We start from the raw sequence: 21,003 nt of genomic DNA, 5'->3' as shown, positions 1-21,003 counted from the left end.
CCATCTAGGGCCATCCAGGCTAGCCCAACTATTTCAACCTATGCTCTCACTCCCCGCCTTTCAAACCCGCGCCAACCTGCCACTGCTCGGGGCCGGGCTGCTGCTGGCCGTGCTCGTGGGCTGGCTCACGGCTAGCCAGGGTATGCTGGTGCCGGGGCTGCTGATAGCGCTGGCGGTGGGCGCGCCGCTGCTGATTGGCATTTTTCTGGAGCCGCGCATGGGCATCATTGCCCTTATTTGCTACTGCTTTTTGCTGTTTTTCATCTCGCGCATCGTGGGCGGCAGCATCCCGTTTGGCCTGGCCGTGGATGGGCTGCTGGTAGTTACCTGGGTGGCGGTGGCGTTTCGTCACGAGCGCTACGACTGGCGCTACGTGCAAAACGACCTGTGCCTGCTCAGCGTGGCCTGGTTTGGGGTGAACGTGCTCGAAATCGTGAACCCGGGCGCCAGCCTGCTGGGCTGGTACCAGGAGATGCGCAGCACCACGCTCTACTGGGTGCTGCTGGTGCCGCTGGCGTTTTTGCTGTTTCATAAGAAGCGCGACCTCAACCTGTTCCTGATGCTCATCATCGGCCTCTCGGTGCTGGGCACGCTCAATGGGCTCAAGCAGCTCTACATCGGCCCCTCGGCGGGCGAGCAGGAATTTCTGCTCGAAAACGCCAAAACCCACCTGCTCTGGGGCAAGCTGCGGGTGTTTTCCTTCTACAGCGATGCGGGACAGTTTGGGGCGGCGCAGGCGCACCTTGCGCTGGTAGCCGGCATTCTGGCGCTAGGCCCCTTCCGGCCCTGGAAGCGGGTGCTGCTGGCGGCGGCGGCGGCCTTGCTCCTCATCGGCATGCTGATTTCGGGCACCCGTGGGGCGCTGTTTGCCCTGATGTCGGGCCTCGGGGTAGCGCTGCTTATCAGCAAGAACATCAAGGCCTTCGTGCTAGGGTCGATGGTGGCGCTGGCGGGCTTCGGGGTGCTGAAATACACCAAAATCGGCGATGGCAACTACAACATCTATCGGATGCGCACGGCTCTCGACCCCGAAGATGCCTCGCTTAATGTGCGCCTTACCAACCAGCTGCGGCTGCGCGACTACCTCAGCAGCCGGCCGTTTGGCGGCGGGGTGGGCACCATCGGCAACGCGGGCATTCACTACAACCCCGGCAAGCTGCTCTCCACTATTCCGCCCGATAGCTACTGGGTGAAGGTGTGGGCCATGTACGGCGTAGTGGGCCTCACCATTTGGATGGGCATGATGGCCTACATCCTGGGCAAGTGCGGCGGCATTGTGTGGCGCATCCGCGACCCGGCCCTCAAAACCAAGCTCATTGCCCTCACGGCCGGCTTTGCGGGCAGTTTCTTCAGCAGCTACGGCAACGAGGTTATCAATTTCATGCCCTCGGCGCTGGTCGTGTACCTCTCCTGGGTTTTCGTTTTTCTGGGCCCCAGGCTAGACGAGGATGTCGGCGCCAGTGGCTTGTAGCCCACTGAAGACGCAGAAGCAGGCTAGCCCCCTGGCAAGCACCTCACTCTCCTAAAAGCTATTGAAACATGCGCTACCCCCTGGTTTCCGTTATTTCCATCAATTACAACCAGGCGCGGGTAACGTGCGACCTGGTGGCCTCGCTACGCCGCATTACCTACCCTAGCCTGGAAATTATTGTGGTAGATAACGCCTCGCCTGCCGATGACCCCGACGTTATCAAGGAGCGCTTTCCGGAGGTAAAGCTCATCAAGTCGGCCCAAAACCTGGGCTTTGCGGGCGGCAACAACCTGGGCATTGCCCAAGCCAAGGGCGAGTACCTGCTTTTCCTGAACAACGACACCGAGGTAGAGCGCGGCTTTCTGGAGCCCCTGGTCGAGCTGTTCGAAACCACCCCCCGGGCCGGCATCGCCTCGCCCAAAATCAAGTATTTCGACGGCGAGCAGCTCATCCAGTACGCCGGCTCGCGCGGCATCAACCCCTGGACCGGCCGCAGCATCACCATCGGCCACCTCGAAGCCGACCGCGGCCAGCACAATGCCTCCGCCCCCACGGCCCTGGCCGATGGCGCGGCCATGCTGGTGCCCCGCCGCGTGCTGGCGGCCGTGGGGCCCATGCCCGAGCTGTATTTCCTTTACTATGAAGAGCTTGACTGGTGCGAGCGCATCAAAAACGCGGGCTTTACCTGCCACTACGTGGCCGAGTCGACGGTGTACCACAAGGAGTCGGTATCGGTGGGCAAGGCCTCGGTGCTGAAGACGTATTACATGAACCGCAACCGGCTGTTGTTCATCCGGCGCAACAGCCGGGGTTGGGCCCGCCTCACGAGCACACTCGTGTTTGTGGCCGCCGCCCTGCCCAAGCAGGCGCTGCGCTACGCCCGACAGCGCGACTGGTCGCACCTGCGCGCGCTAGGCCGGGGCCTGCGCTGGAACCTGCAACACGCCAGTGGCTTACAGTAATTTTTTTGAATCTATGACGGTACTCCTATCCCTGCTTAGTGGGCTGTTGTATACCCTGGCGGCCTACCTGCTGCTCAACTGCCTGTACTTGCTGTTTTTTGCGGTGGCCGGGCACCGGCGCGCCCGGCCGCTGCCGGCCGTGGCGCCCGGCACGGTGCCGCGCCGCCTCTGCGTGCTTATGCCGGTGTATAAGGAAGATGCCGTAATTCTGGAAACCAGCCGCGCGGCGCTGGCCCAGCCTTACGATGGTGTTTTTCAAGTAGTCGTGATTGCCGATGGCCTGCAGCCAGCCACCGTGCAGGCCATGCAGCGCCAGGGCATTGGCGTAGTCGAGGTGCAGTTTGAGCGCAGCACCAAGGGCAAGGCCCTGCTGCAAGCGCTGTCGGTGCTGCCCGCCAGCGCCTTTGACGTGGCCGTGGTGCTCGACGCCGACAACGTGATGGGCCGGGGCTTTCTCCAGGCTGTCAACCAGGCTTTTGGGGCCGGCTACCGCGTGGTGCAGGCCCACCGCACCGCCAAAAACCAGGGCACGGCCTTCGCCCTGCTCGACACCTGCAACGAGGAGATTAACAACCACCTCTACCGCAAGGGGCCGGCGGCGGTGGGCTTGTCGGCGGCGCTCATCGGCTCGGGCATGGCCTTCGAGTATGGCTACCTGCAGCGCCTGCTCGCGGGCATTGGCGAAACGGTGGGCGAGGACAAGGAGCTGGACTTCCGCATTGCCCGCGACCAGCAGAAAATCTGCTACCTCGACGATGTGTACGTCTACGACGAGAAGATTGAGAACGCCCGGGTTTTCACCCAGCAGCGCACCCGCTGGCTAGCCTCGCAGTGGGAGTTTTTGAAGAAGTATGCCGGCCAGGGCCTGCCGGCGCTGCTGCGCGGCAACGTCGAGTTTTTCAACAAGGTAATGCAGGCCTTTCTGGTGCCGCGCACGCTGCTGCTGGCCCTGCTGGGGCTGCTGGTGGCTGCCTCGTCGGGGGCCTGGGTGCTGGGGCTGCGGGTGGGGCCGCCGCCGCTGGTGTGGGCGGGGCTGCTGGCCACGCTGGCCGCCACGCTGTTGCTAGCCCTGCCCGCCCGCCTCTACAACCGCCAGGTGCTGGCGGCGGGGCTGCGCCTGCCCTACGCCATCTGGTGCATGTGCCTGGCGCTGTTGCGCATACGCCGCACGCGCACGTCTTTTTTGGCCACGCCGCACAAGGCGGGCACCGCCTTCCAGCTTGATAATTAACGCCGCTTCGCCTATGCCTTTTGCCCTCATTGCCGCGCCCGTTCTGCTCTGCCTCATGCTGGGCGTGCTTAGTGGCCTGCGCGCCGGGCGCAAGCTGCGGCCCTAGCCCAGCCTGCTTTTTACCGTCACCCTTTTTTCTTTGAAAACAAGCCTACACGCATTCTATCTCCCTTGAAAACAAGCCTATGCAACCTTTCCACTACACTTGTTGGGCGCTGCTAGCCCTGGTTTTCTACACCTACTTCGGCTATGCCGGGGTGGTGTGGCTGTGGGCCAAAGCCAGGGGGCTGGGCCGGCCAGCGGGGCCGGCCCGGTCCTTTGAGCCGCCCGTGACGCTGGTGGTGCCGGCCTATAACGAAGCTGGCATTCTGGAGGAAAAAATTGCCAACTCGCTCGCCCTCGACTACCCGGCCGACAAGCTGCGCGTGGTGTTCATTACCGATGGCTCGACCGACAATTCGGGCCAGGTGCTGGCCCGCCACCCGCGCGTCGAGCACCTGCACGCGGCCAAGCGGGCCGGCAAGTCGATGGCCGAAAACCGGGCGATGGAGTTCGTGAAAACACCCTATGTAGTGTTTACCGACTGCAACACCCTGCTGAACCCCGGGGCCGTGCGCGAGCTGGTGAAGCACTACCAAGACCCTAGCGTGGGCGCGGTATCGGGCGAGAAGAAAATCCGGCCCCAGGCCTCGGCGCCCGGCGCGGGCGAGGGCCTGTACTGGCAATACGAGTCGCTGCTTAAGCGCTGCGACTCGCAGATATACAGCCTGATGGGCGCGGCCGGCGAGCTGGTGTCGTTCCGCTCCGACCTCTTCGCCCCACTCGAAGCCGATACTATTCTTGATGATTTTGTGCAGTCGCTGCGCATTGTGGGCCGGGGCTACCGGGTAGTGTACGAGCCCCTAGCCTACGCCACCGAGGACGCCTCGGCCACCTTGCCCGAGGAGATGGAGCGCAAAATCCGCATCTGCGCGGGCGGCTGGCAGGCCATGACGCGGCTGCCGCAGCTGCTGAACCCGCTGCGGCAGCCGGTGGTCACGTTCCTCTACGTGTCGCACCGGGTGCTGCGCTGGAGCCTGGCGCCGCTGGCGCTGGTTCTGCTGCTGCCCCTGAGCCTAGGGCTGGCCCTGGCTGCTACCGGGCCGGCCGCCGGCTTCTACGGCCTGCTGCTGGCCGGGCAGCTGGCCCTGTACGCGGCGGCCTGGCTAGGGTGGCAGCAGGCGGCCCGCACCGGCCGCACCGCCAGGCCGCTCGTGATACCGCTGTTTTTCAGCCTCATGAACCTGGCTGTTTTCCTGGGCTTTAGGCGCTGGGTGCGCAAGGCGCAGCCCGCCGCCTGGGCCAAGGCCACCCGCCAGCCCACCGTAGCGGGTGCCGTGGCCAGTGCCTGAAAAGCAGCGCGTAGCGCCGGCTCCGCGCGCCGGCATTTTCCTTGTTTTTTCCATCTCCCGCGCTTTCCTGCAGCCATGAAAATTGCGCACCTGATAATGGCCCATAAAAACCCCGAGCAGCTCGGGCGGCTGCTGTCGGCTTTGCAGCACGATGATTTCTATTTCTTTATTCACCTCGACAGCAAGTGTGAGCTAAAAGACTACGAGCACCTGGCCACCCGGCCGCGGGTCGAGTTTACGGCCCGGCGCTTTGCGGTGCGCTGGGCCTCGTACCGCTTCACGCATGCCATTTTGGAGTGCACGCGCGACATTCTGGCCGGCGGCCGGCAGTTTGCTTTTATCAACCTGCTGAGCGGGCAGGACTACCCGATTAAGCCAGCGGCGACCATCCACGACTTTTTTGCCCGGCACAAGGGCTACTCCTTTTTATCGTTCGAGTCGGAAGGCTCGCCGTGGTGGCAGCACGCCACGAGCCGCATCGAGAAGTACCACACCACCTACTTCCGGTTTAAGGGGCAGTACCTGCTGCAGCGCTTCCTGAACCTAGTGCTGCCGCGCCGCCGGTTTCCGCTGCCCTACGCGCTGTATGGCGGCGCCGATGGCTCGTGGTGGACGCTCGACACGGCCTGCGCGGCCTACCTGGTGCACTTCGTGGATGAGCACCCTAAGCTGCGCTGGTTCAGCATGTTTACCTGGGGCTCCGATGAGTTTTTGATTGCGACCATTCTCATGAATTCGCCTTTTAAGAGCAGCATCATCAACGAAAACTACCGCTACATCGACTGGTCGGCGGGTGGGGCCAACCCCAAGCTGCTGCTAGCCGACGATTTTCCGAAGCTGGCCCACGCCCACAAGCTTTTTGCCCGCAAGTTCGACGCCGACTTCGACCACAGCATTCTGAACCTGGTTGATGGCTGGCTGGTGCGCCATTACCCCCGCAGCGTAGCGGCCGGCTAGGCCCCGGCCGCCACAACCACTCACTAACCACCCGCTAGCTATGAAACCACTCCTCACCGGCCGCGACATTGTGGTGGTAGGGCAGCAGCCCTGGGACACCGCGCTGGGCAGCAACTGCAAGGATATTGCCCGCGAGTTCAGCCGCCACAACCGCGTACTCTACGTCAACTCGCCGCTCGACCGCAACACCGTGCTGCGCCACCGCCACGAGCCCGCCGTGCAGGCCCGCCTGGCCGTGCAGCGCGGCCAGGCCAGCGGCCTGCAAGCCGTGGCCCCCAACCTGTGGGTGCTCTCGCCGGGCACGGTGCTCGAATCCATCAACTGGCTGCCGGCCGGCTGGCTGCACCGGCAAGCCAATAAGCTGAATAATAAGCGCTTTGCCCAGGCCATTGGCTCGGGGCTGGCGCAGCTCAACTTTCAGGATTTCGTGCTGTTCAACGATAACGACATCTTCCGCAGCTTTCATCTGAAGGAACTGCTGGCCCCCGCCGTGAGCGTGTATTACTCGCGCGATTTTGTGGTGGCCGGGGGCTACTGGCGCAAGCACGGCCTGGCGCTGGAGCCCGCCCTCATTGCCAAAAGCGACGTGTGCGTAGCCAACTCCAGCTACCTGGCCGACTACTGCCGGCTCCACAACCCGCAGTCGTTTGACGTGGGCCAGGGCTGCGACGCGCTAGCCCCCCAGCCGGCCGGCACGCCCGCCCCGGCCGATGTGCGCCCCCTGCCCGGCCCGGTGGTGGGCTACGTGGGCGCCCTCACCAGCGCCCGCCTCGACCTGGAGGTGCTGCGCTACCTCAGCGCCCAGCGCCCGCAGTGGAGCATCGTACTTGTTGGGCCCGAGGATGAAGTCTTCAAAGCCAGCGACTTGCACCGCCGGCCCAACGTGCACTTTCTGGGCGCCAAGCCCACCGCCGAGTTGGCTAGCTACGTGCAAAGCTTCGACGTGTGCCTGAACCCGCAGGCCGTGAACCTGCTGACGGTGGGCAACTACCCGCGCAAAATCGACGAGTACCTGGCCCTGGGCAAGCCCGTGGTGGCCACCCGCACCGAGGCCATGCGCACCTTCGAGCAGCACACCTACCTGGCCGAGAGCAAGGAGGAATACCTGACGCTCATCGAGCGGGCGCTGGCCGAAGATGACCCTGGCCGGCAGCGCCGCCGCCGCGACTTTGCCGCCACCCACACCTGGGAAAACAGCGTGGCCCGCATCTACGCGGCTATTGCGGCGCACCAAGGCGGGCTCGCCACGGCCCGGCCCCCAGCTTCGGCCCTCACCCCGGCGCTAGCCCCCAGCCTATGAGAACGCTCTTCCAAAACCGGCACTTCCAGTCGTTTACCGGCAACGGCGTGATGGCGGTATTCAGCATACTGACTTACAGCATTTTATTTCGGTTTTTGTCGGAGGCGGACATGGGCAACTGGGTGTTTTTCCAGTTCTCGTTTTTGCTGCTCGACACCTTCCGCACGGGCCTATTGCAAACGGCACTCATCAAGTTTTACGCCGGCGCCGACGAGGCGCGCCAGCGCTGCGTGGCGGGCTCGGCCTGGTACATTGGCCTGCTCGTGACGGGTGGCTTTGTGGTCCTCAATCTGCTAGCCCTGCTATTTCTCAGCTACTTCCAGGACGTTGGGGTGCGGGTGCTGCTCTACTGGTTTGGCCTGAGCCTGGCCCTGACCTTGCCCTTCAACGTGGCCATCTGGGTATTGCAGGCCGAGCAGCGGTTCGACCGCATTCTGTGGCTGCGGTTGCTCAACCAAGGCTCGTTTATCGTGCTGGTTTTTACGCTCTACCTGGTGAAGGAAGTGAACCTGACGCGCATCATTCAGGCATTTTTGGGCAGCTCGCTGCTCTCGAGCGTGGTGGTGGTGGCAATGGGCTGGTCGCGGCTTGCGGCGCTGGGGCACCGCACGCCGGCCGTAGTAGCCGAGCTGTTTCACTTCGGCAAGTACAGCTTCGGCACTTTCTTGTGTTCCAATTTATTACGCAGCTCCGACACGTTCATTATCAAGTTTATGCTCGGGCCGGCGGCGCTGGCCGTGTACAACCTGCCGCAACGCCTGCTCGAAATTATTGAGATACCCATGCGCAGCGGGCTGGGCACGGCCATGCCCAGCATGTCGGCGGCCGTAAACCGCCGGCGCAACGACGAGGTGGTGGCCTTGCTCAAGAAGTACGCGGGCTTTCTCACGCTGCTTTTCGTGCCCATCGTGCTAGGGGTGCTGGTGTTTGCCGATGCCATCGTGGGCCTCATCGGGGGCGGCAAGTACGTGGCTACCGAGGCGGCCAACCTCTACCGCATTCTTATTGTGTGCTCGCTGGTGTTTCCGCTGGAGCGGTTTTTGGGCGTGACGCTCGACATTATTGGCCGCCCGCAGCTCAACCTGGTGAAGGTGGTGCTGGCGCTGGTGGTGAATGTGGTGGCCGATGTGGCCTGCATCTACTTCACGCGCAACATCTACGGCGTGGCGGCGGCCTCCATCATCACGCTGCTAGCCAGTACGGCCTACGGCTATGTGGTGCTGCGGCGCTACCTGCCCATCAGCTTCAGCGGCATTCCGGAGCTGGCGGCCGAGGAAGTGCGCGGCCAGCTCGATGGCATGCTGCGCCGCCTGCGGCCCGCCAAGACCGGAGCCTAGCCAGCGGCTAAAGCAAAAAAAGCGCGCCCTGCTAAGTTGGCAGGACGCGCTTTTTTTGCTTTAGGCAATTCGCTTATACCTACTCTACGCGCACTAGCTTTTGGGTGTACACCTGGCTGCTCGTGACTAGCCGCACCAGGTACACGCCCACCGGCAGGCTAGCCCCATCGAGGATAAATTGCCGGCGCTCGCCGGCCTCGGCCGAGCCGGCGAAGAGGCGGCGCACCAGGCGGTTTTGTACGTCGTACACTTCGAGCGTGGCCGGGCCGGCCTGGGGCAGCGCAAACTCCAGGGTCGTTTGCTTGGTGAAAGGGTTGGGATACACGCTCAGGCCGGTCGTGGCCGCAGTGGCGCTGGCCGCATCTGCCGCCTGCGTGGCCAGGGCATTGGCCGCCTGGGCGCCGACCGTGAAGGAAGTAGCCGTGCTGGCCGTGAGGCCAAACGGAAGGAGGTGCGCGCCGGCAATGGGCGCCTCCGTGGTGCCGTCGGGCAGCGTCCAGGCTACCGACACAAAATCATCGCCCGTTATTTCCAGGTGCTGCACCTCGACGTAGTAGCGATGGCCGGCCTGCAAGGTTACCGGCGCCGCCTGCTGGGTACTGTACTTGCTCCACTCGCCGTAGCTCGTGTAGCCGCTTACGCTGGCTATCAGCTGCTTATTGACTGGGTTGTCGTCGGCACTCAGGTAGAGCTGGCAGGCGTCGTCGCCGGCAATCCGGAAGGTATAGCTGCCATCCTGGGGCGGGCAGATGTAGCCCCGGATGCGCGCCCCGTAATAATCGCCGATGTTGCGCGCGCTCTCCAGCTTGGTGAGCGTGGCCATGCTATTGGCGGTTGTGGTCAGGGGCAGGTTGGCGAGGCTGCCCCAGGCGCCGGCCCACTGCTCCCAGCCTATCGAGCCGGTGCCGGCGCAGGCCGTGGTAGGGGTGGCGGCGGGCGTGCCGCCGGCCGCCACAAACTGCGGCGTTTCGGTCACGGTGATGGTCAGCTTGCCGCCCGGCGCGCTCACGGACGTGGCCGTCATAATGGCCTGGCCGGCCGTGGGCTGGTAGATGGTGGCCGTAGTGGCCGGGCCCAGGTCGAGGGTATAGGTGGCGGTGCGGTTTTTCTCATCGGGCACTACCAGGGCGTAAATGGTTTTGCCATCGGCCTCGTAGCGGTCCACCAGGGGGTCATTGTTGAGGGTGCCGGTGTAGGTGTAAGCCCCTAGCAGCTGGCCGGCCTGGCGCACGAAGTCGGCGGCGGGCTTGGCCGAGCGGTCGGCATTGAGCAGGCCCGACGAGCTGAACTGCACCGGGCTAGCCGCGTTATCATCGGTCAGCATGTAGAAAAACGTGCGCTCGACGCCCCAGCGGGCGTATAGCAGCGCGGTGCGCAGCGTCCAGTCGGCCTCGGTTTGGAGCACCGACTTGCTGCCGATGGCAATGGCCTTGAACGGGCTGCCCTGGTTGGTGTCGTAGCCAGCCTCGGTTACCCACACCGGCATGTCATTGGCGTACTGGTGAGCCATCTGCACGAAGCTCTGGGCCACCTGGGCGGTATTGGCTACCTCGGGGGCCGCGCCGCGCGTGGCATTGCCGCCCTGCGAGGTGCTGGCGTCGTTCGAGTAGAGGTGGTAGTTAATCACGTCCCAGCACAAATTCACCGAGCCATCGGCCCGGTAGCCCCGGTACTGCTTGCACCAGTCTATCATGCCGCGCACGTAGTCGGGCGTGGCGGCGGCCAGGCCCGCCATCACCACTTGCATACCAGGGTCGGCGTTTTTGACGCCCACGCCGGCGCCCATCGTGTTCTTGTGGCCGTCGTAGAAAGCCGACAGGTTGGCGGCGTATTCGCGGCCGGTCTGGTAGGCCTTGCGGCCCTTCCACCACTTGTCGCGCTCATTGTCGCACTCGATGTATTTCACCAGGTTGAGGCCGATTTTGACCTCGTTCGCGCCATCGCCGGCCCAGCGGGTGCTTTGGTCCACGTGCAGCAGGCTAGCCGGCACGCCGGCGTTGGCGCCGTAGCGGGCCGCGTACTGGAAGGCTACCTTGGCCTGCTCCAGGTACGAGTTGGGGTCTGAAAAGTCCTTGCCGTAGCGCACGGGTACGTTTTCCAACTCGCGCTGGTCGCCGGGGTAGGTATTCAGCAGCCAGTCGGGCAGCGTTTTGAGGCAGGCCAGCACGGTGATATTCTCGGCCTTGAGGCGCTGATAGAGCACGTCGTAGTTCCAGCCGCCGCTGTGCACGGGGTTGAAGGTGTAGCCGCCCTCCGTCGATTCGAGTTTCTGCCAATCCATATAATGGCGGAAGCCGGTGAAGTTCTTCAGGCCCTTGAGGCGCGTTTCGTCAATCTGGCCGGGGGCATCGGGGTTTTCCACATCCCACTCAAAGCCATTCACACCCAGCTCCTGCGCAAACTTGATTTTCTTTTGCACGGCCAGGGCCTGCCCGTCGGCCGCCGCCACGCCGCTGCCGGCCGCGTAAGAGCCGGTCAGCTCAATTTCGGTTGGGTACGCCCACGAGGCCGTGAGTACGAGGTAGCGGATGTTGCTGATGGGCGCGCTCAGCTTGAAGTTGTCGGGCTGGCTGGGGTCGGGGCCCACCCAGCGGTTGTACTGCCCGCCAGTGAAGGTGGCCACCGGAATGCGCTGCCAGGTATCGGTGATGACCGACAGGGTCATGGGGTCGCTGGGGTTGCTGCCCTCGCCGTCGTAGAAGCGAATGCTTTCCAGGCTGATGGCCTCGCCCGGCAGCAGTGGGTAGTAGGCATCGTAGGTCGGGATAACCTTGCCCCAGCCAATGGTCGTGCCCGTGGCCGTCGAGCCATCAAAGAGCGGCGTAATAGTATTAGGCGCGTTGGTGAGCTGGTACCACCGGCTAGGGTCAAGCGGAATTTTACCGGCCGTAACGGGCCCGCTAGGGGTAGTAGTGGTCGGCCCCGGGACCGGCGTCGGCGCGGGCACTGGGGCAGCTGCCTGCACAGTAAGCGTCTGCGACGCGCTGGCAGCCAAATAGGTGCTACTAGCCGCCTGCGTAGCCGTGATGGTAGCCGTGCCCGCGCCCACCACCGTGGCCTGCCAGATGCCCGCGCTGGCCAGGGCCACGCTCACCACGCTGGCATCCGACGAAGCAAACGCAATAGGCGTCAGCGCGTTCGTGCTGGTGGCCGAGAGCGCAAAGGGCGCGTCGCCCACTGTTTTGGGGGCTAACGCGCCAAAGCTCAGCGTGGCGGCTACCGGCGTGGGGGTGGTGGGCGTAGTGCTGGTACCGGCCGTGCCAAAGACCTTGATTTTGACCGGGATATTATTGCAAAACTTGTGAATAACGATGGCATCGGCCGTAACCGGGGCGCTAGGCGCCATATCGACCCACACGTTGTACTGCGCGCCGTCGAACGAGCCGATGAGGGTGCGCTGGCTGCCGCTTTGGGCATAAATGAGCGCCGGCTGGGCCGTAAAAACACCCTGGTAGTCGAAGAGCGCCAGGCGGCTGAGCGTGGTGGTTTTAGCCAGCTTCAGCGTCACGTCGATGTACTGGAAGTTGGCGGGCATCCAGCTGTTGGGCACCAGGTTGCTGGGGTCGTCATCGAGCCAGGCCGAGTAGTCCTGCCCGGTATCAATACTGGGCGAAATGGCGGTAATGGCCACGCGCTCCTCGCCCGCCGCCTGGGCCCGCGCCGCCCAGGGCAACAGCCCAACGGCAGCCAGGGCCAGCCAGAGACTGGCTGTTTTGTAGTTAAACATATAAGAAAATAAGTAGGATAAAAAGCGCACAACGCGGCCGGTATCAGCCGCCTGATAGGGTAAGCCCCGAGGGATTGGGTGGGAGCTGCCGCCGGCAGCCGGATAGTACAGGGGCGAGAAATCGGGTTCAGCTCCCCGGCTCGCTAGGGCAATCGCGTAGAAGTATTCTCACCTAAACTGCTGGTCGTAAAAGCCGCCAGCCCAGGCAACAGGTTGCTGACTACTCACGAAAATACAACCCAGCAAACAAACCTGCACCACGAGTAAAACCAATTATCAATTCACTATCAACTACTTGCGCCGGTTTAATTATACTTTTTTGGTCCACCGTGGTACTTTGGTTGGCTAGCTATATTTTCGGTCAACAGCTATTGCCCGGGAGTTGAAAACTGGTAAAAACCCGTTTTTTATCAGCGGAAACCGCTTTTTTTAGAAGCACTTGCTGTTCAGCTTATTAGCTAGCGCCCAGCTTAACCGCACAGCGGGTAATATCCCCAAATTTTGTACGTTAATTTTATTGCTCCAGCGGCGCTATCGCAAAAAAAGCGGGCGTACCCGTCAGGGCCAGGCCAGGGCCGGGGCAGGGCTGGCCGGGGGCGCCGGGCAGGTGGTCCCAGTCGTAGCGCATGAGCGCCCGCCCACGCCAGGCAGCGGGCAGCACGTAGGTAGCGGCGGCGGCCTCGCTTTGGTCGGCCTGGGCCACGGCCCACAGCACCAGCACGGTGCGGCGCCCCTGGCCAAAGGCGGCGCCCGCCACGCCGGGCGGCAGCCGCAGCGCGGCGGTGCCCGCCGCATCGTAGGGCCGGCCGGCCAGCAGCTGCCCGCAGGTGCGCAGAGCGCGGCCCAGCTCGGTCATTTTTTGAGCGCCGGGCTGGTCGCGGCTCAGGTTTTCGTAGAGGCCCATGAGGGCCAGCTCGGCATCGCCGCCCACGGTGGTGCCGGGTGGCGGGGCATCGGCCCCCTCGCCCACCCGGTAGAAGTGCAGCTGGCGCAAGCCGGCCTGCTGGCCCAGCACCAGGGCCTTGAGGCCAAAGTTGCGCTGCATCTCGTCGGTGCCGGCGCGCCACTCCGAGGGCCGCCGGCCGATATTGGTTTCGCTGACGAGCAGGTGCTTGCTCGGGTACGTGGTGCCGTTGTAGCCGTATTTGCGCAGCACAGCCTGCATGGCGGCCTGGTGAGCCAGCACCTGCCGGGCGGCAAAATCGGAGTTGCGGGTGTAGGCAAAGCGGCCGGCGCGCCACCAGTTGCGGTGGCGCAGGTCGTAGGACGGGTACACGTGGAAGGCCAGCACGTCGAAATACGCGCCGCCGGTGGCCGGGTACTCGGCGCTGGGCTGGCCGGCGCGGGGGTTGTCGGTGTAGCGCAGCAGCGCGTCGAGGTACTCGGGGTAGCCCAGGCCGCCGGGCGCCACGTAGGCGGCGGGCTGGTATTTCTTCACTACCTCGTAGGTAATGCGCAGCGTGCGGATGTAGCGCTCGATGGGGGCTAGCACGTTGGGCAGCTCGGCCGGCGCGGGGGCGCGGCGCAGCCACTCCTTATTCACGGTGCCGCTGATGAAGTCGGGCTCGTTCACCACCTCCCACACCCGCACGTAGCGGCCGTAGCGCCGGGTAAGCTCGTAGATGTACTGCGCGTAATAATTGCTGGGGTTCACGGTGCTATCGGCCCGCCAGATGGGCTCGTAGAGGTTTGCAAACAGCTTGCTAGGCCCTGGGCAGCCGGGGTAAGTCGCGGGGTCGCGGTGGGCCGGGCTGGGCTCGCCTACAAAGCACACCAAGTCGCGCAGGTGCAGTGAGTCGGCGTAGTAGGCGAAGGCGGCGCGGCGGGCATCCCAGCCCCACTGGGCCAGAAACTGCTCGGGCAGCGTCACGCGCAGGGTATTGCCGCCGGCGGTACGCACGGCCCGGGCCAACTGCTCATCGGGCCAGGCGGGGCCGTAGTAGCCCAGGTTGCAGCCGTAGCCGAAGCCCACCGGCCAGGGCCGCACGGCGGCCTGCGCCGTGTGCGGGGCCGGCGGGGCCACCACGGGCGGCTCGGCACCAGGGGTGCAGGCCGCCAGCCCTCCTAGCCACAGCCCGGCCAGCCCGGCCAGGCGCTTAAAAAAAAACTGCCGCGTAACGTTTTTTCTCATAGCCAGGTAGATGAGTTGGCCGGCCGCCCACCGCGCGGGCTGACAGCCCGGCAGCCGCGTATAAACGACTAAACAGCCCTAGCGCGGTGGCGCCGGGGTAAGTACTTGATACTCCGCTCGCCGAGTAAGGCCCGGCGTTAGTCGACAGAATGTCCCGAACCGGAAACTTATACGCCCGGCACGGTGCTTGTTCATTACCGACTCACTGGCAAACTACTACCTTTGAGCCAGCTTCTCTCTATAATCTACTCCTTTACTCTTTTCCCCATGCGCCTTGCTACTCGTGTGCTGACCCTCTTTTTGGCCGGGCTGGCGTTGCTGCCGGCCGCCGCTGCCACCTATGGCGCGCACCTGGGGGCTAGCACCCCGGCGCGGGTGGCACCTTACAACCCGGCCGACGAGGCGGGCAGCCTGCTGTGGGCCCTGGGCAGCCCGGCCCCCGGCCTCACGCTGGCCAAGCCGGCTAGCCCGGCGGGGGCTTTCACGCCGCCCAGCCTGCACGCGGCGCTCGCTACTATGCCTTCCCAATCGGGCGCCCCTATGCTGAGCGTGTTTCCGAACCCCGCCCGGGGGCTGCTCACGGTGCAGCTGCTGGCCCAGCACGGGCCCGAGTACAAGCTGCGCCTGAGCAACGTGCTGGGCCGCGAGGTGCGCCTGCTGCCCCTGCCGCTGTCTACCGCCACCACGGGCCTGCCCCTGGATGTGACCGGGCTGCCGGCCGGGCTGTATTTCTGCTCGCTGCTGGTGAACGACAAGGCCGTGAGCACCAACCGCCTGACGCTGCTGTAAGCTACCGCGCCAAGTTTGCCAAAGCCGCTTCTTCGCAGGAGCGGCTTTTTTTATGGCCCGGCCAGCCCCCGACGCAACCCCTCGCCGGTTGTTGCCTACTTTTGGGGGCTTGTTGCCAAGTGGCAACGGTTTAGCTATACCGGAATTTTCCTCTGGCTTGGCGGCGGCTGCCCTGGGCAGCGGCGGCCAGCCCTTTTTGCCCCGTATGCGTTCTTTTCAACGGTTGAATAACCTGGTCGGCTGGGTGGTGTTTGCCATCGCCGCCGTCGTTTTCCTGCTCACGCTGGAGCCCACCGCCCCGTTTTGGGACTGCGGCGAGTTTACGGCCTGCGCCTACAAGCTGCTGGTGCCCCACCCGCCGGGGGCGCCTACTTTCCTCATCCTGGGCCGGCTGATGTCGCTGTTCAGCTTCGGCGATGTCACCAAGGTTTCGGTGCTGGTCAATGCGCTCTCGGCCTTGAGCAGCGCATTCACGGTGCTGTTTCTGTTTTGGATAATCACGCGCATGGGCCGCAAGCTGCTGGTGGCCCGCAGCGAGTTTGAAACCGAAACGCCCGAGCCCACCAGCTTCCAAACGCTGCTCATTCTGGGCGCGGGCATCGTGGGGGCGCTCTCGTTCGCGTTCTCCGACTCGTTCTGGTTCAACGCCGAGGAAAGCGAGGTGTACGCCATGTCGAGCCTCTGCACCGCCGCCGTAGTCTGGATTATGATGAAGTGGGAAGAGCACGCCAGCAACCCCGACTCCGATAAGTGGCTCATCCTCATTGCCTACGTTATCGGCCTCAGCATCGGCGTGCACTTGCTGAATTTGCTGGCCGTGCCGGCCCTGGCGTTCATTTACTACTATCGCCGCTCCAGCAACCCCAACCTGGTGGGCGGCATTGTCACCCTGGTGGTTAGCCTCATCATCGTGGGCTCGGTGCTGGTGGGTATTATTCCGGGTTTGCCGACCCTAGCCGGCGGCTTCGAGGTGTTCTTTGTGAATACGCTGGGCCTGCCCTTCAACTCGGGCCTTATTATCTTCCTGCTGCTGTTTGTGGGCGCCATTTACGGGGGCTTCCGCCTCTCCTACCAGCGCCGCAGCCAGCTGCTGAACACGGCCATGCTGTGCTTCGTGTTTATCCTCATCGGGTACTCGACCTACCTGATTGTGCCCATCCGCTCATCGTTTCACCCCACCATCAACGAGAACGACCCCGAGGATGTGCTCAGCTTCGTGAGCTACCTCAAGCGTGAGCAGTACGGCTCGCGCCCGCTGCTCTACGGCCCGCAGTTTAATGCCCAGCCCGACCACTACGAGGAGGGTGCCCCGCGCTACAAGCGCGACAAGGGCAAGTACGTCGAGATTTTGCCCCGCGCCCAGGAGCCCGGCTACGCCGACGCCGACAAGATGCTGCTGCCGCGCCTTTACAGCTACGACCCCGCTCATATTCAAGAGTATAAGAAGTGGGTGCCCGACTTGCAGGAGGGCCAGAAGCCCACGATGGGCCAGAACCTGGGCTTCCTGTTCCGGTACCAGATTGGGCACATGTTCTGGCGCTACTTCTTCTGGAACTACGTGGGCCGCGAGTCCGACGTGCAGCAGTCGGGCGTGGTAACGCCCTTTAGCCCGGCCGCTAGCACCTTGCCCGCGCGCCTGGGCGGCAGCTTTGCGCACAATAACTTCTACGCCATTCCGCTCATCCTGGGCCTCATCGGCTTGTTTGTGCAGATTCGCCGCCGCGGGCACGATGCCCTGATTGTGGGCTTGCTGTTTTTGTTCACTGGCATTGCCATTGTGGTGTATCTGAACCAGCCGCCCATCGAGCCGCGCGAGCGCGACTATACGTTCTGCGGCGCCACGTTTGCGTTTGCCATCTGGATTGGGCTCGGGGTGATTGGCATCGGCCAGCTGCTGGCCGCCGCCCTCAAGGCTGAGAATGCCCGCGCCGCCGTAGCCGTGCTGCTAGGGTTGATTTCGCCCACCATCCTGCTGGCGCAGGGCTGGGACGACCACAACCGCTCGGGCCGCTACAACTCGGTCGATTCGGCTACCAACCTGCTCAATAGCTGCGCCCCCAATGCCATTTTGTTCACCAACGGCGACAACGACACCTTCCCGCTCTGGTACGCCCAGGAGGTGGAGGGCATTCGCACCGACGTGCGCGTGGCTGTGCTCTCGTACCTGAACACCGACTGGTACATCCAGCAGATGAAGCGCCGCGCCTACAAGTCGCAGCCGCTGCCCATCGGCATGAACGACGCTACCTACGTGCAGGGCAACAACGACATGCTGCCTTTCTCGCCCAACCCGGCCGTGGACAGCCTGGACCTCAAGCAGTTCATCAGCCTGGTAGGCCAGGGCAGCCCGCTGCTCAAGTACACCGACGGCAACTACTCGACCATGACCTTCCCCACGCCCAAGTTCTACCTGAACGTGGATACGGCGGCCGTGAAGCAGCTCGGCATCATTCCGAAAGACCGCGAAAAGCAGCTCGTTTCCCGCATGGACTGGAGCATGGGCAAGCGCGCCATCGAGAAGAAAAACCTGGTGATTCTGGACATGATTGCGACCAACAACTGGAAGCGGCCCATCTACTTCAGCTCCACGGTGGCTACGTCGGATTTCATGAACCTGCAGCCATACTTCCAGCTTGAGGGCATGGCCTACCGCCTGCTGCCGCTGCGCGACCCCAACTACGACCGCCGCGGCGACGAAGGCTACGTGGAGAAATCCATTTGCTACGACGACCTGATGCACAAGTTCAGCTACCGCGGGCTGAACAACGCCAACGTGTTCTACGACGAGAACAACCAGCGCTTTCCCTCCAACTACCGCGATAAATTTGCCCGCCTCGCCACAGCCTACGCCGCCGCCGGCGACCTGGCCAAGGCCAAGGAAGTGGCTAATAAGTGCCTGGAAGTGATGCCCGACAACGCCGTGCCCTTCGACTACTACACCGCGCAGCTCGTGCCCGTGCTCTACGCCGTGGGCGAAAAGGCGAAGGGCGACGCCATCCTCGACAAGCTCACCAGCCGCAGCCTGCAAACCATCTCCTACCTGCAAACCCACGACGGCGCCCTCTTCGACGACTTGCAGCGTATGAACCTCGTTACGCTCCAGAGCGTGTACCAGGTGGCCGTGCAGGTGAAGGACGAGGCCCGCGCCAAGAAAGCCTACGACGTGCTAGCCCCCTACTTGCAGGCGCAGCAAGGCCAGTAGACAACTTGCCCACAAAAAAGCCCCGCTGGCACTAGCTAGCGGGGCTTTTTTGCAGTTTTTATACTCACTCCCGTAAGTCGAAGCGACCACGGCTCACATTGATAATCTGCTTACTGGAATTATCGTAGGCACTAAACTCAAACAAACCTGCGATTATGCCTTTGGGACGGTTGACGTAAGTGAGCGTGAGAGTGCCCGTGCGCAGGGAATCAGTACGATGTGCTTGGGTAGGACAAGCAGGTGAAACACAGTCTTGATATAAAGCGGCGTAATTACGCAAGGACTTCACTGCCAAGCCGCTGTAAGTAGAGGTTGTTTTTCCAAGCTGATAAGTCCCTATGCCGTGGTAGCGCACAAAAAATGTCAGCTCATAGCGTTGGTTGCCCCACATGCTGAACAGCCCTACGTACAGCATACTGTCATTCACGAACCCGCCAGCCACGGGTGGGGTAGGCTGAGTTGAGGAGAGCAGCCCATTGTGGCCGGGATAGCCGGTAGCGCCGACGGCCCGCCCATCCAGTAAATAGCCGCCCGTATTGGCTCCCTCCTGCGTGGCGGCCGGTAGGCTGGCCTCAGGGTCGTCCTTTTTACAAGCGGATAAGGCTAGCGCGACAGCTAGAATGAGAAGAAGTGGCTTCATGGGAATGTGCGATAGGCTGAAATAAATATACCGACGCAACTCAGAGGCTTACTATTCTATTTTTGCTAAAATCTGACACCAACTTGATACCTGCACAAGCACAAAAAAGCCCCTAGCGTTACTGCTAGGGGCCCAAAGCTGTCCGTTGCAAAGGACTTTACAGCGTGATGCGACTACTTTAGCTCATACCCCGCAAAATCCTTCCGCAATTGCGTCTTCAGCAGCTTGCCGGTGGCGGTGTGGGGCAATTGGGCCACGAACTCCACGGCGTCGGGGCGCCACCAGGGAGCTATTTTGCCGTCGAGGAAGGCTAGCAGCTCCTCGCCGCTGAGGTCGTGGCCGGGCTTAAGCACGGCGATTAGCAGCGGCCGCTCGCTCCACTTGGGGTGCGGCACGCCGATAACGGCGGCCTCGGCCACGGCGGGGTGGGCCACGGCCAGGTTTTCGAGGTCGATGCTCGAAATCCACTCGCCGCCCGATTTTATTACATCTTTCGAGCGGTCGGTGATGTTCATGAAGCCATCGGGGTCGATGGTAGCCACGTCGCCGGTGCGAAACCAGCCGCTAGCCGTGAGCTGGCCAGGGCTAGGGGTGCCAAAGTAGTCGCTGGCCACAAACGGCCCACGCACCAGCAGGTCGCCGAAGGCCACGCCGTCGTGCGGCAGGGGCTGGCCCTCGCCGTCCACAATTTCCATGTCGATGCCGAAAATGGCGCGGCCCTGCTTGATTTTGAAGAAGAACCTAGCTTCCTCGGGCAGGTCGAGCTGGCTGGCCTTGAGGGTGCTCACGGTGCCGAGCGGCGAGGTTTCGCTCATGCCCCAGGCGTGGCGGATTTCGACGCCCAGCTCCTCATCAAAGGCGCGCAGCAGGGCGGGCGGGCACGAGGCGCCGCCTACTATCATCTTACGCAGGGTCGAGAATTTGCGGTGGCCCTCGCGCATGTAGGTCAACAACCCAAACCAGATGGTGGGCACGCCAGCCGAGAAGGTAACGCCTTCGCTCTCAAACAGCTCGTAGAGGCTAGCCGCGTCGAGCGCCGGGCCGGGTAGTACCAGCTTGCAGCCATTGAGCGGGGCCACGTAGGGGATGCCCCAGGCATTGACGTGGAACATGGGCACCACGGGCAGCACCACATCGCGGGCGCCGCAGTTGAAGCAGTCGGGCAGCGAGGCGGCGTAGCTGTGCAGCAGCGTGGAGCGGTGCGAGTAGAGCACGCCCTTGGGCTCGTCGGTGGTGCCGGAGGTGTAGCAGAGCGACGAGGCCGTGTTTTCATCAAATTCGGGCCACTCAAAGTCGGCGCTTTCGGCGGCCAGCAGGCTTTCGTAGCTGGCCAGGCCCGGCAGGGCCGACTCGGCGGGCAGGTGCTCGGGGCCGGCCATCAACACCCATTTTTCTACCGTGGCGCAGTGCGGCGCCAGCTTATTGACCAGGGGCAGAAACGTGAGGTCGAAGAACAGCAGCCGGTCCTGAGCGTGGTTGATGATGTAAACCAGCTGCTCGAAAAACAAGCGCGGGTTGATGGTGTGGCACACCGCCGCAATGCCCGAGATGCCATAGTACAGCTCGAAATGCCGGTGCGTGTTCCAGGCCAGCGTGCCCACGCGGTCGCCGTTTTGGATACCTAGCCGCCGCAGGGCATTGGCCAGCTGCTTGGCGCGGCCGTGGGCGGCGGCGTAGGTGTAGCGGTGCAGCGGGCCGCCCTCGGGCCGGCGCGATACGATTTCGGTGTCGCCGTGCCACTTGGCGGCGTGTTCGAGCAGCCCCGCAATGCGCAGGGGCTGGAGCATCATAAGTCCGAGCATGTTCGGGGCGGGGTGGGAAATAAAGGATAAGCGCCGGAAGATAGTAGCTGTGTGGCCGCCGCG

General features: G+C 63.4%; 13 protein-coding genes. 9 read left to right on the top strand and 4 right to left on the bottom strand.

Features of this window, described 5'->3' with window-relative positions; translation table 11 throughout:
• Window positions 1-40: 40 nt before the first annotated feature.
• The 7 genes from Q5H89_RS18585 to Q5H89_RS18555 all read left to right on the top strand — a co-directional run bounded on the left by Q5H89_RS18585 (window position 41) and on the right by Q5H89_RS18555 (window position 8,649).
• Window positions 41-1,471, top strand: coding sequence for an O-antigen ligase family protein (locus tag Q5H89_RS18585; protein ID WP_305020853.1), 1,431 nt, complete (start codon window positions 41-43; stop codon window positions 1,469-1,471).
• A 68-nt stretch (window positions 1,472-1,539) separates the two neighbouring features.
• Window positions 1,540-2,433: a glycosyltransferase family 2 protein gene (locus Q5H89_RS18580; protein ID WP_305020852.1), complete on the top strand. Its 894-nt coding sequence runs from the start codon at window positions 1,540-1,542 to the stop codon at window positions 2,431-2,433.
• Between the two features lie 13 nt (window positions 2,434-2,446).
• A complete protein-coding gene (locus Q5H89_RS18575) occupies window positions 2,447-3,664 on the top strand; it encodes a glycosyltransferase (protein ID WP_305020851.1) in 1,218 nt (405 codons plus the stop codon).
• 185 nt (window positions 3,665-3,849) lie between these two features.
• Complete coding sequence (locus tag Q5H89_RS18570; RefSeq protein WP_305020850.1) at window positions 3,850-5,055, top strand: glycosyltransferase family 2 protein; 1,206 nt, start codon at window positions 3,850-3,852, stop codon at window positions 5,053-5,055.
• Window positions 5,056-5,130: 75 nt separating this feature from the next.
• Window positions 5,131-6,012: a beta-1,6-N-acetylglucosaminyltransferase gene (locus Q5H89_RS18565; RefSeq protein ID WP_305020849.1), complete on the top strand. Its 882-nt coding sequence runs from the start codon at window positions 5,131-5,133 to the stop codon at window positions 6,010-6,012.
• Between the two features lie 40 nt (window positions 6,013-6,052).
• A complete protein-coding gene (locus Q5H89_RS18560; protein WP_305020848.1) occupies window positions 6,053-7,312 on the top strand; it encodes a glycosyltransferase in 1,260 nt (419 codons plus the stop codon).
• Window positions 7,309-8,649: a lipopolysaccharide biosynthesis protein gene (locus tag Q5H89_RS18555; RefSeq protein ID WP_305020847.1), complete on the top strand. Its 1,341-nt coding sequence runs from the start codon at window positions 7,309-7,311 to the stop codon at window positions 8,647-8,649. The genes Q5H89_RS18560 and Q5H89_RS18555 overlap by 4 nt, the downstream gene beginning before the upstream one ends.
• Before the next feature lie 79 nt (window positions 8,650-8,728).
• Here the strand turns inward: Q5H89_RS18555 and Q5H89_RS18550 are convergent, their stop codons facing one another.
• Together Q5H89_RS18550 and Q5H89_RS18545 are read right to left on the bottom strand one after the other, a co-directional pair.
• Entirely contained in the window at window positions 8,729-12,376 is a 3,648-nt protein-coding gene (locus Q5H89_RS18550; RefSeq protein ID WP_305020846.1) for a PA14 domain-containing protein, read from the bottom strand.
• Window positions 12,377-12,890: 514 nt separating this feature from the next.
• A complete protein-coding gene (locus Q5H89_RS18545) occupies window positions 12,891-14,507 on the bottom strand; it encodes a hypothetical protein (RefSeq protein WP_305020845.1) in 1,617 nt (538 codons plus the stop codon).
• A gap of 267 nt (window positions 14,508-14,774) precedes the next feature.
• Between Q5H89_RS18545 and Q5H89_RS18540 the strand changes: the two genes are divergently transcribed.
• Both Q5H89_RS18540 and Q5H89_RS18535 read left to right on the top strand, forming a co-directional pair.
• On the top strand, window positions 14,775-15,296 hold the full coding sequence (locus Q5H89_RS18540; RefSeq protein WP_305020844.1) for a T9SS type A sorting domain-containing protein: 522 nt from the start codon (window positions 14,775-14,777) through the stop codon (window positions 15,294-15,296).
• A 205-nt stretch (window positions 15,297-15,501) separates the two neighbouring features.
• Window positions 15,502-18,498, top strand: a complete 2,997-nt coding sequence (locus Q5H89_RS18535; RefSeq protein WP_305020843.1) for a glycosyltransferase family 117 protein — start codon at window positions 15,502-15,504, stop codon at window positions 18,496-18,498.
• Between the two features lie 64 nt (window positions 18,499-18,562).
• Here Q5H89_RS18535 and Q5H89_RS18530 read toward each other — a convergent pair whose 3' ends face one another.
• Window positions 18,563-19,138 (bottom strand): hypothetical protein, encoded by a 576-nt coding sequence (locus Q5H89_RS18530; RefSeq protein WP_305020842.1) that lies wholly within the window; start codon window positions 19,136-19,138, stop codon window positions 18,563-18,565.
• Window positions 19,139-19,311: 173 nt separating this feature from the next.
• The gene (locus tag Q5H89_RS18525) at window positions 19,312-20,940 is read right to left on the bottom strand and encodes a 3-(methylthio)propionyl-CoA ligase (RefSeq protein WP_305020841.1); all 1,629 of its coding nucleotides are present in this window, start codon (window positions 20,938-20,940) and stop codon (window positions 19,312-19,314) included.
• Window positions 20,941-21,003: the final 63 nt, after the last annotated feature.

The organism is Hymenobacter cheonanensis, assembly GCF_030581075.1.
Lineage (GTDB): Bacteria > Bacteroidota > Bacteroidia > Cytophagales > Hymenobacteraceae > Hymenobacter.
The sequence above is the reverse complement of the archived record's forward strand: the minus strand, read 5'-3'. Positions and strand labels throughout refer to the sequence as shown.

What these genes read in the sequence shown, in the direction of transcription:
- Q5H89_RS18570 (WP_305020850.1), top strand. Translation starts at nt 3,850, where the DNA reads ATGCAACCTTTCCACTACACTTGTTGGGCGCTGCTAGCCCTGGTTTTC.
- Q5H89_RS18565 (WP_305020849.1), top strand. Translation starts at nt 5,131, where the DNA reads ATGAAAATTGCGCACCTGATAATGGCCCATAAAAACCCCGAGCAGCTC.
- Q5H89_RS18550 (WP_305020846.1), bottom strand. Translation starts at nt 12,376, where the DNA reads ATGTTTAACTACAAAACAGCCAGTCTCTGGCTGGCCCTGGCTGCCGTT.
- Q5H89_RS18540 (WP_305020844.1), top strand. Translation starts at nt 14,775, where the DNA reads ATGCGCCTTGCTACTCGTGTGCTGACCCTCTTTTTGGCCGGGCTGGCG.
- Q5H89_RS18585 (WP_305020853.1), top strand. Translation starts at nt 41, where the DNA reads ATGCTCTCACTCCCCGCCTTTCAAACCCGCGCCAACCTGCCACTGCTC.
- Q5H89_RS18535 (WP_305020843.1), top strand. Translation starts at nt 15,502, where the DNA reads ATGCGTTCTTTTCAACGGTTGAATAACCTGGTCGGCTGGGTGGTGTTT.
- Q5H89_RS18545 (WP_305020845.1), bottom strand. Translation starts at nt 14,507, where the DNA reads ATGAGAAAAAACGTTACGCGGCAGTTTTTTTTTAAGCGCCTGGCCGGG.
- Q5H89_RS18580 (WP_305020852.1), top strand. Translation starts at nt 1,540, where the DNA reads ATGCGCTACCCCCTGGTTTCCGTTATTTCCATCAATTACAACCAGGCG.
- Q5H89_RS18530 (WP_305020842.1), bottom strand. Translation starts at nt 19,138, where the DNA reads ATGAAGCCACTTCTTCTCATTCTAGCTGTCGCGCTAGCCTTATCCGCT.
- Q5H89_RS18555 (WP_305020847.1), top strand. Translation starts at nt 7,309, where the DNA reads ATGAGAACGCTCTTCCAAAACCGGCACTTCCAGTCGTTTACCGGCAAC.
- Q5H89_RS18560 (WP_305020848.1), top strand. Translation starts at nt 6,053, where the DNA reads ATGAAACCACTCCTCACCGGCCGCGACATTGTGGTGGTAGGGCAGCAG.
- Q5H89_RS18525 (WP_305020841.1), bottom strand. Translation starts at nt 20,940, where the DNA reads ATGCTCGGACTTATGATGCTCCAGCCCCTGCGCATTGCGGGGCTGCTC.
- Q5H89_RS18575 (WP_305020851.1), top strand. Translation starts at nt 2,447, where the DNA reads ATGACGGTACTCCTATCCCTGCTTAGTGGGCTGTTGTATACCCTGGCG.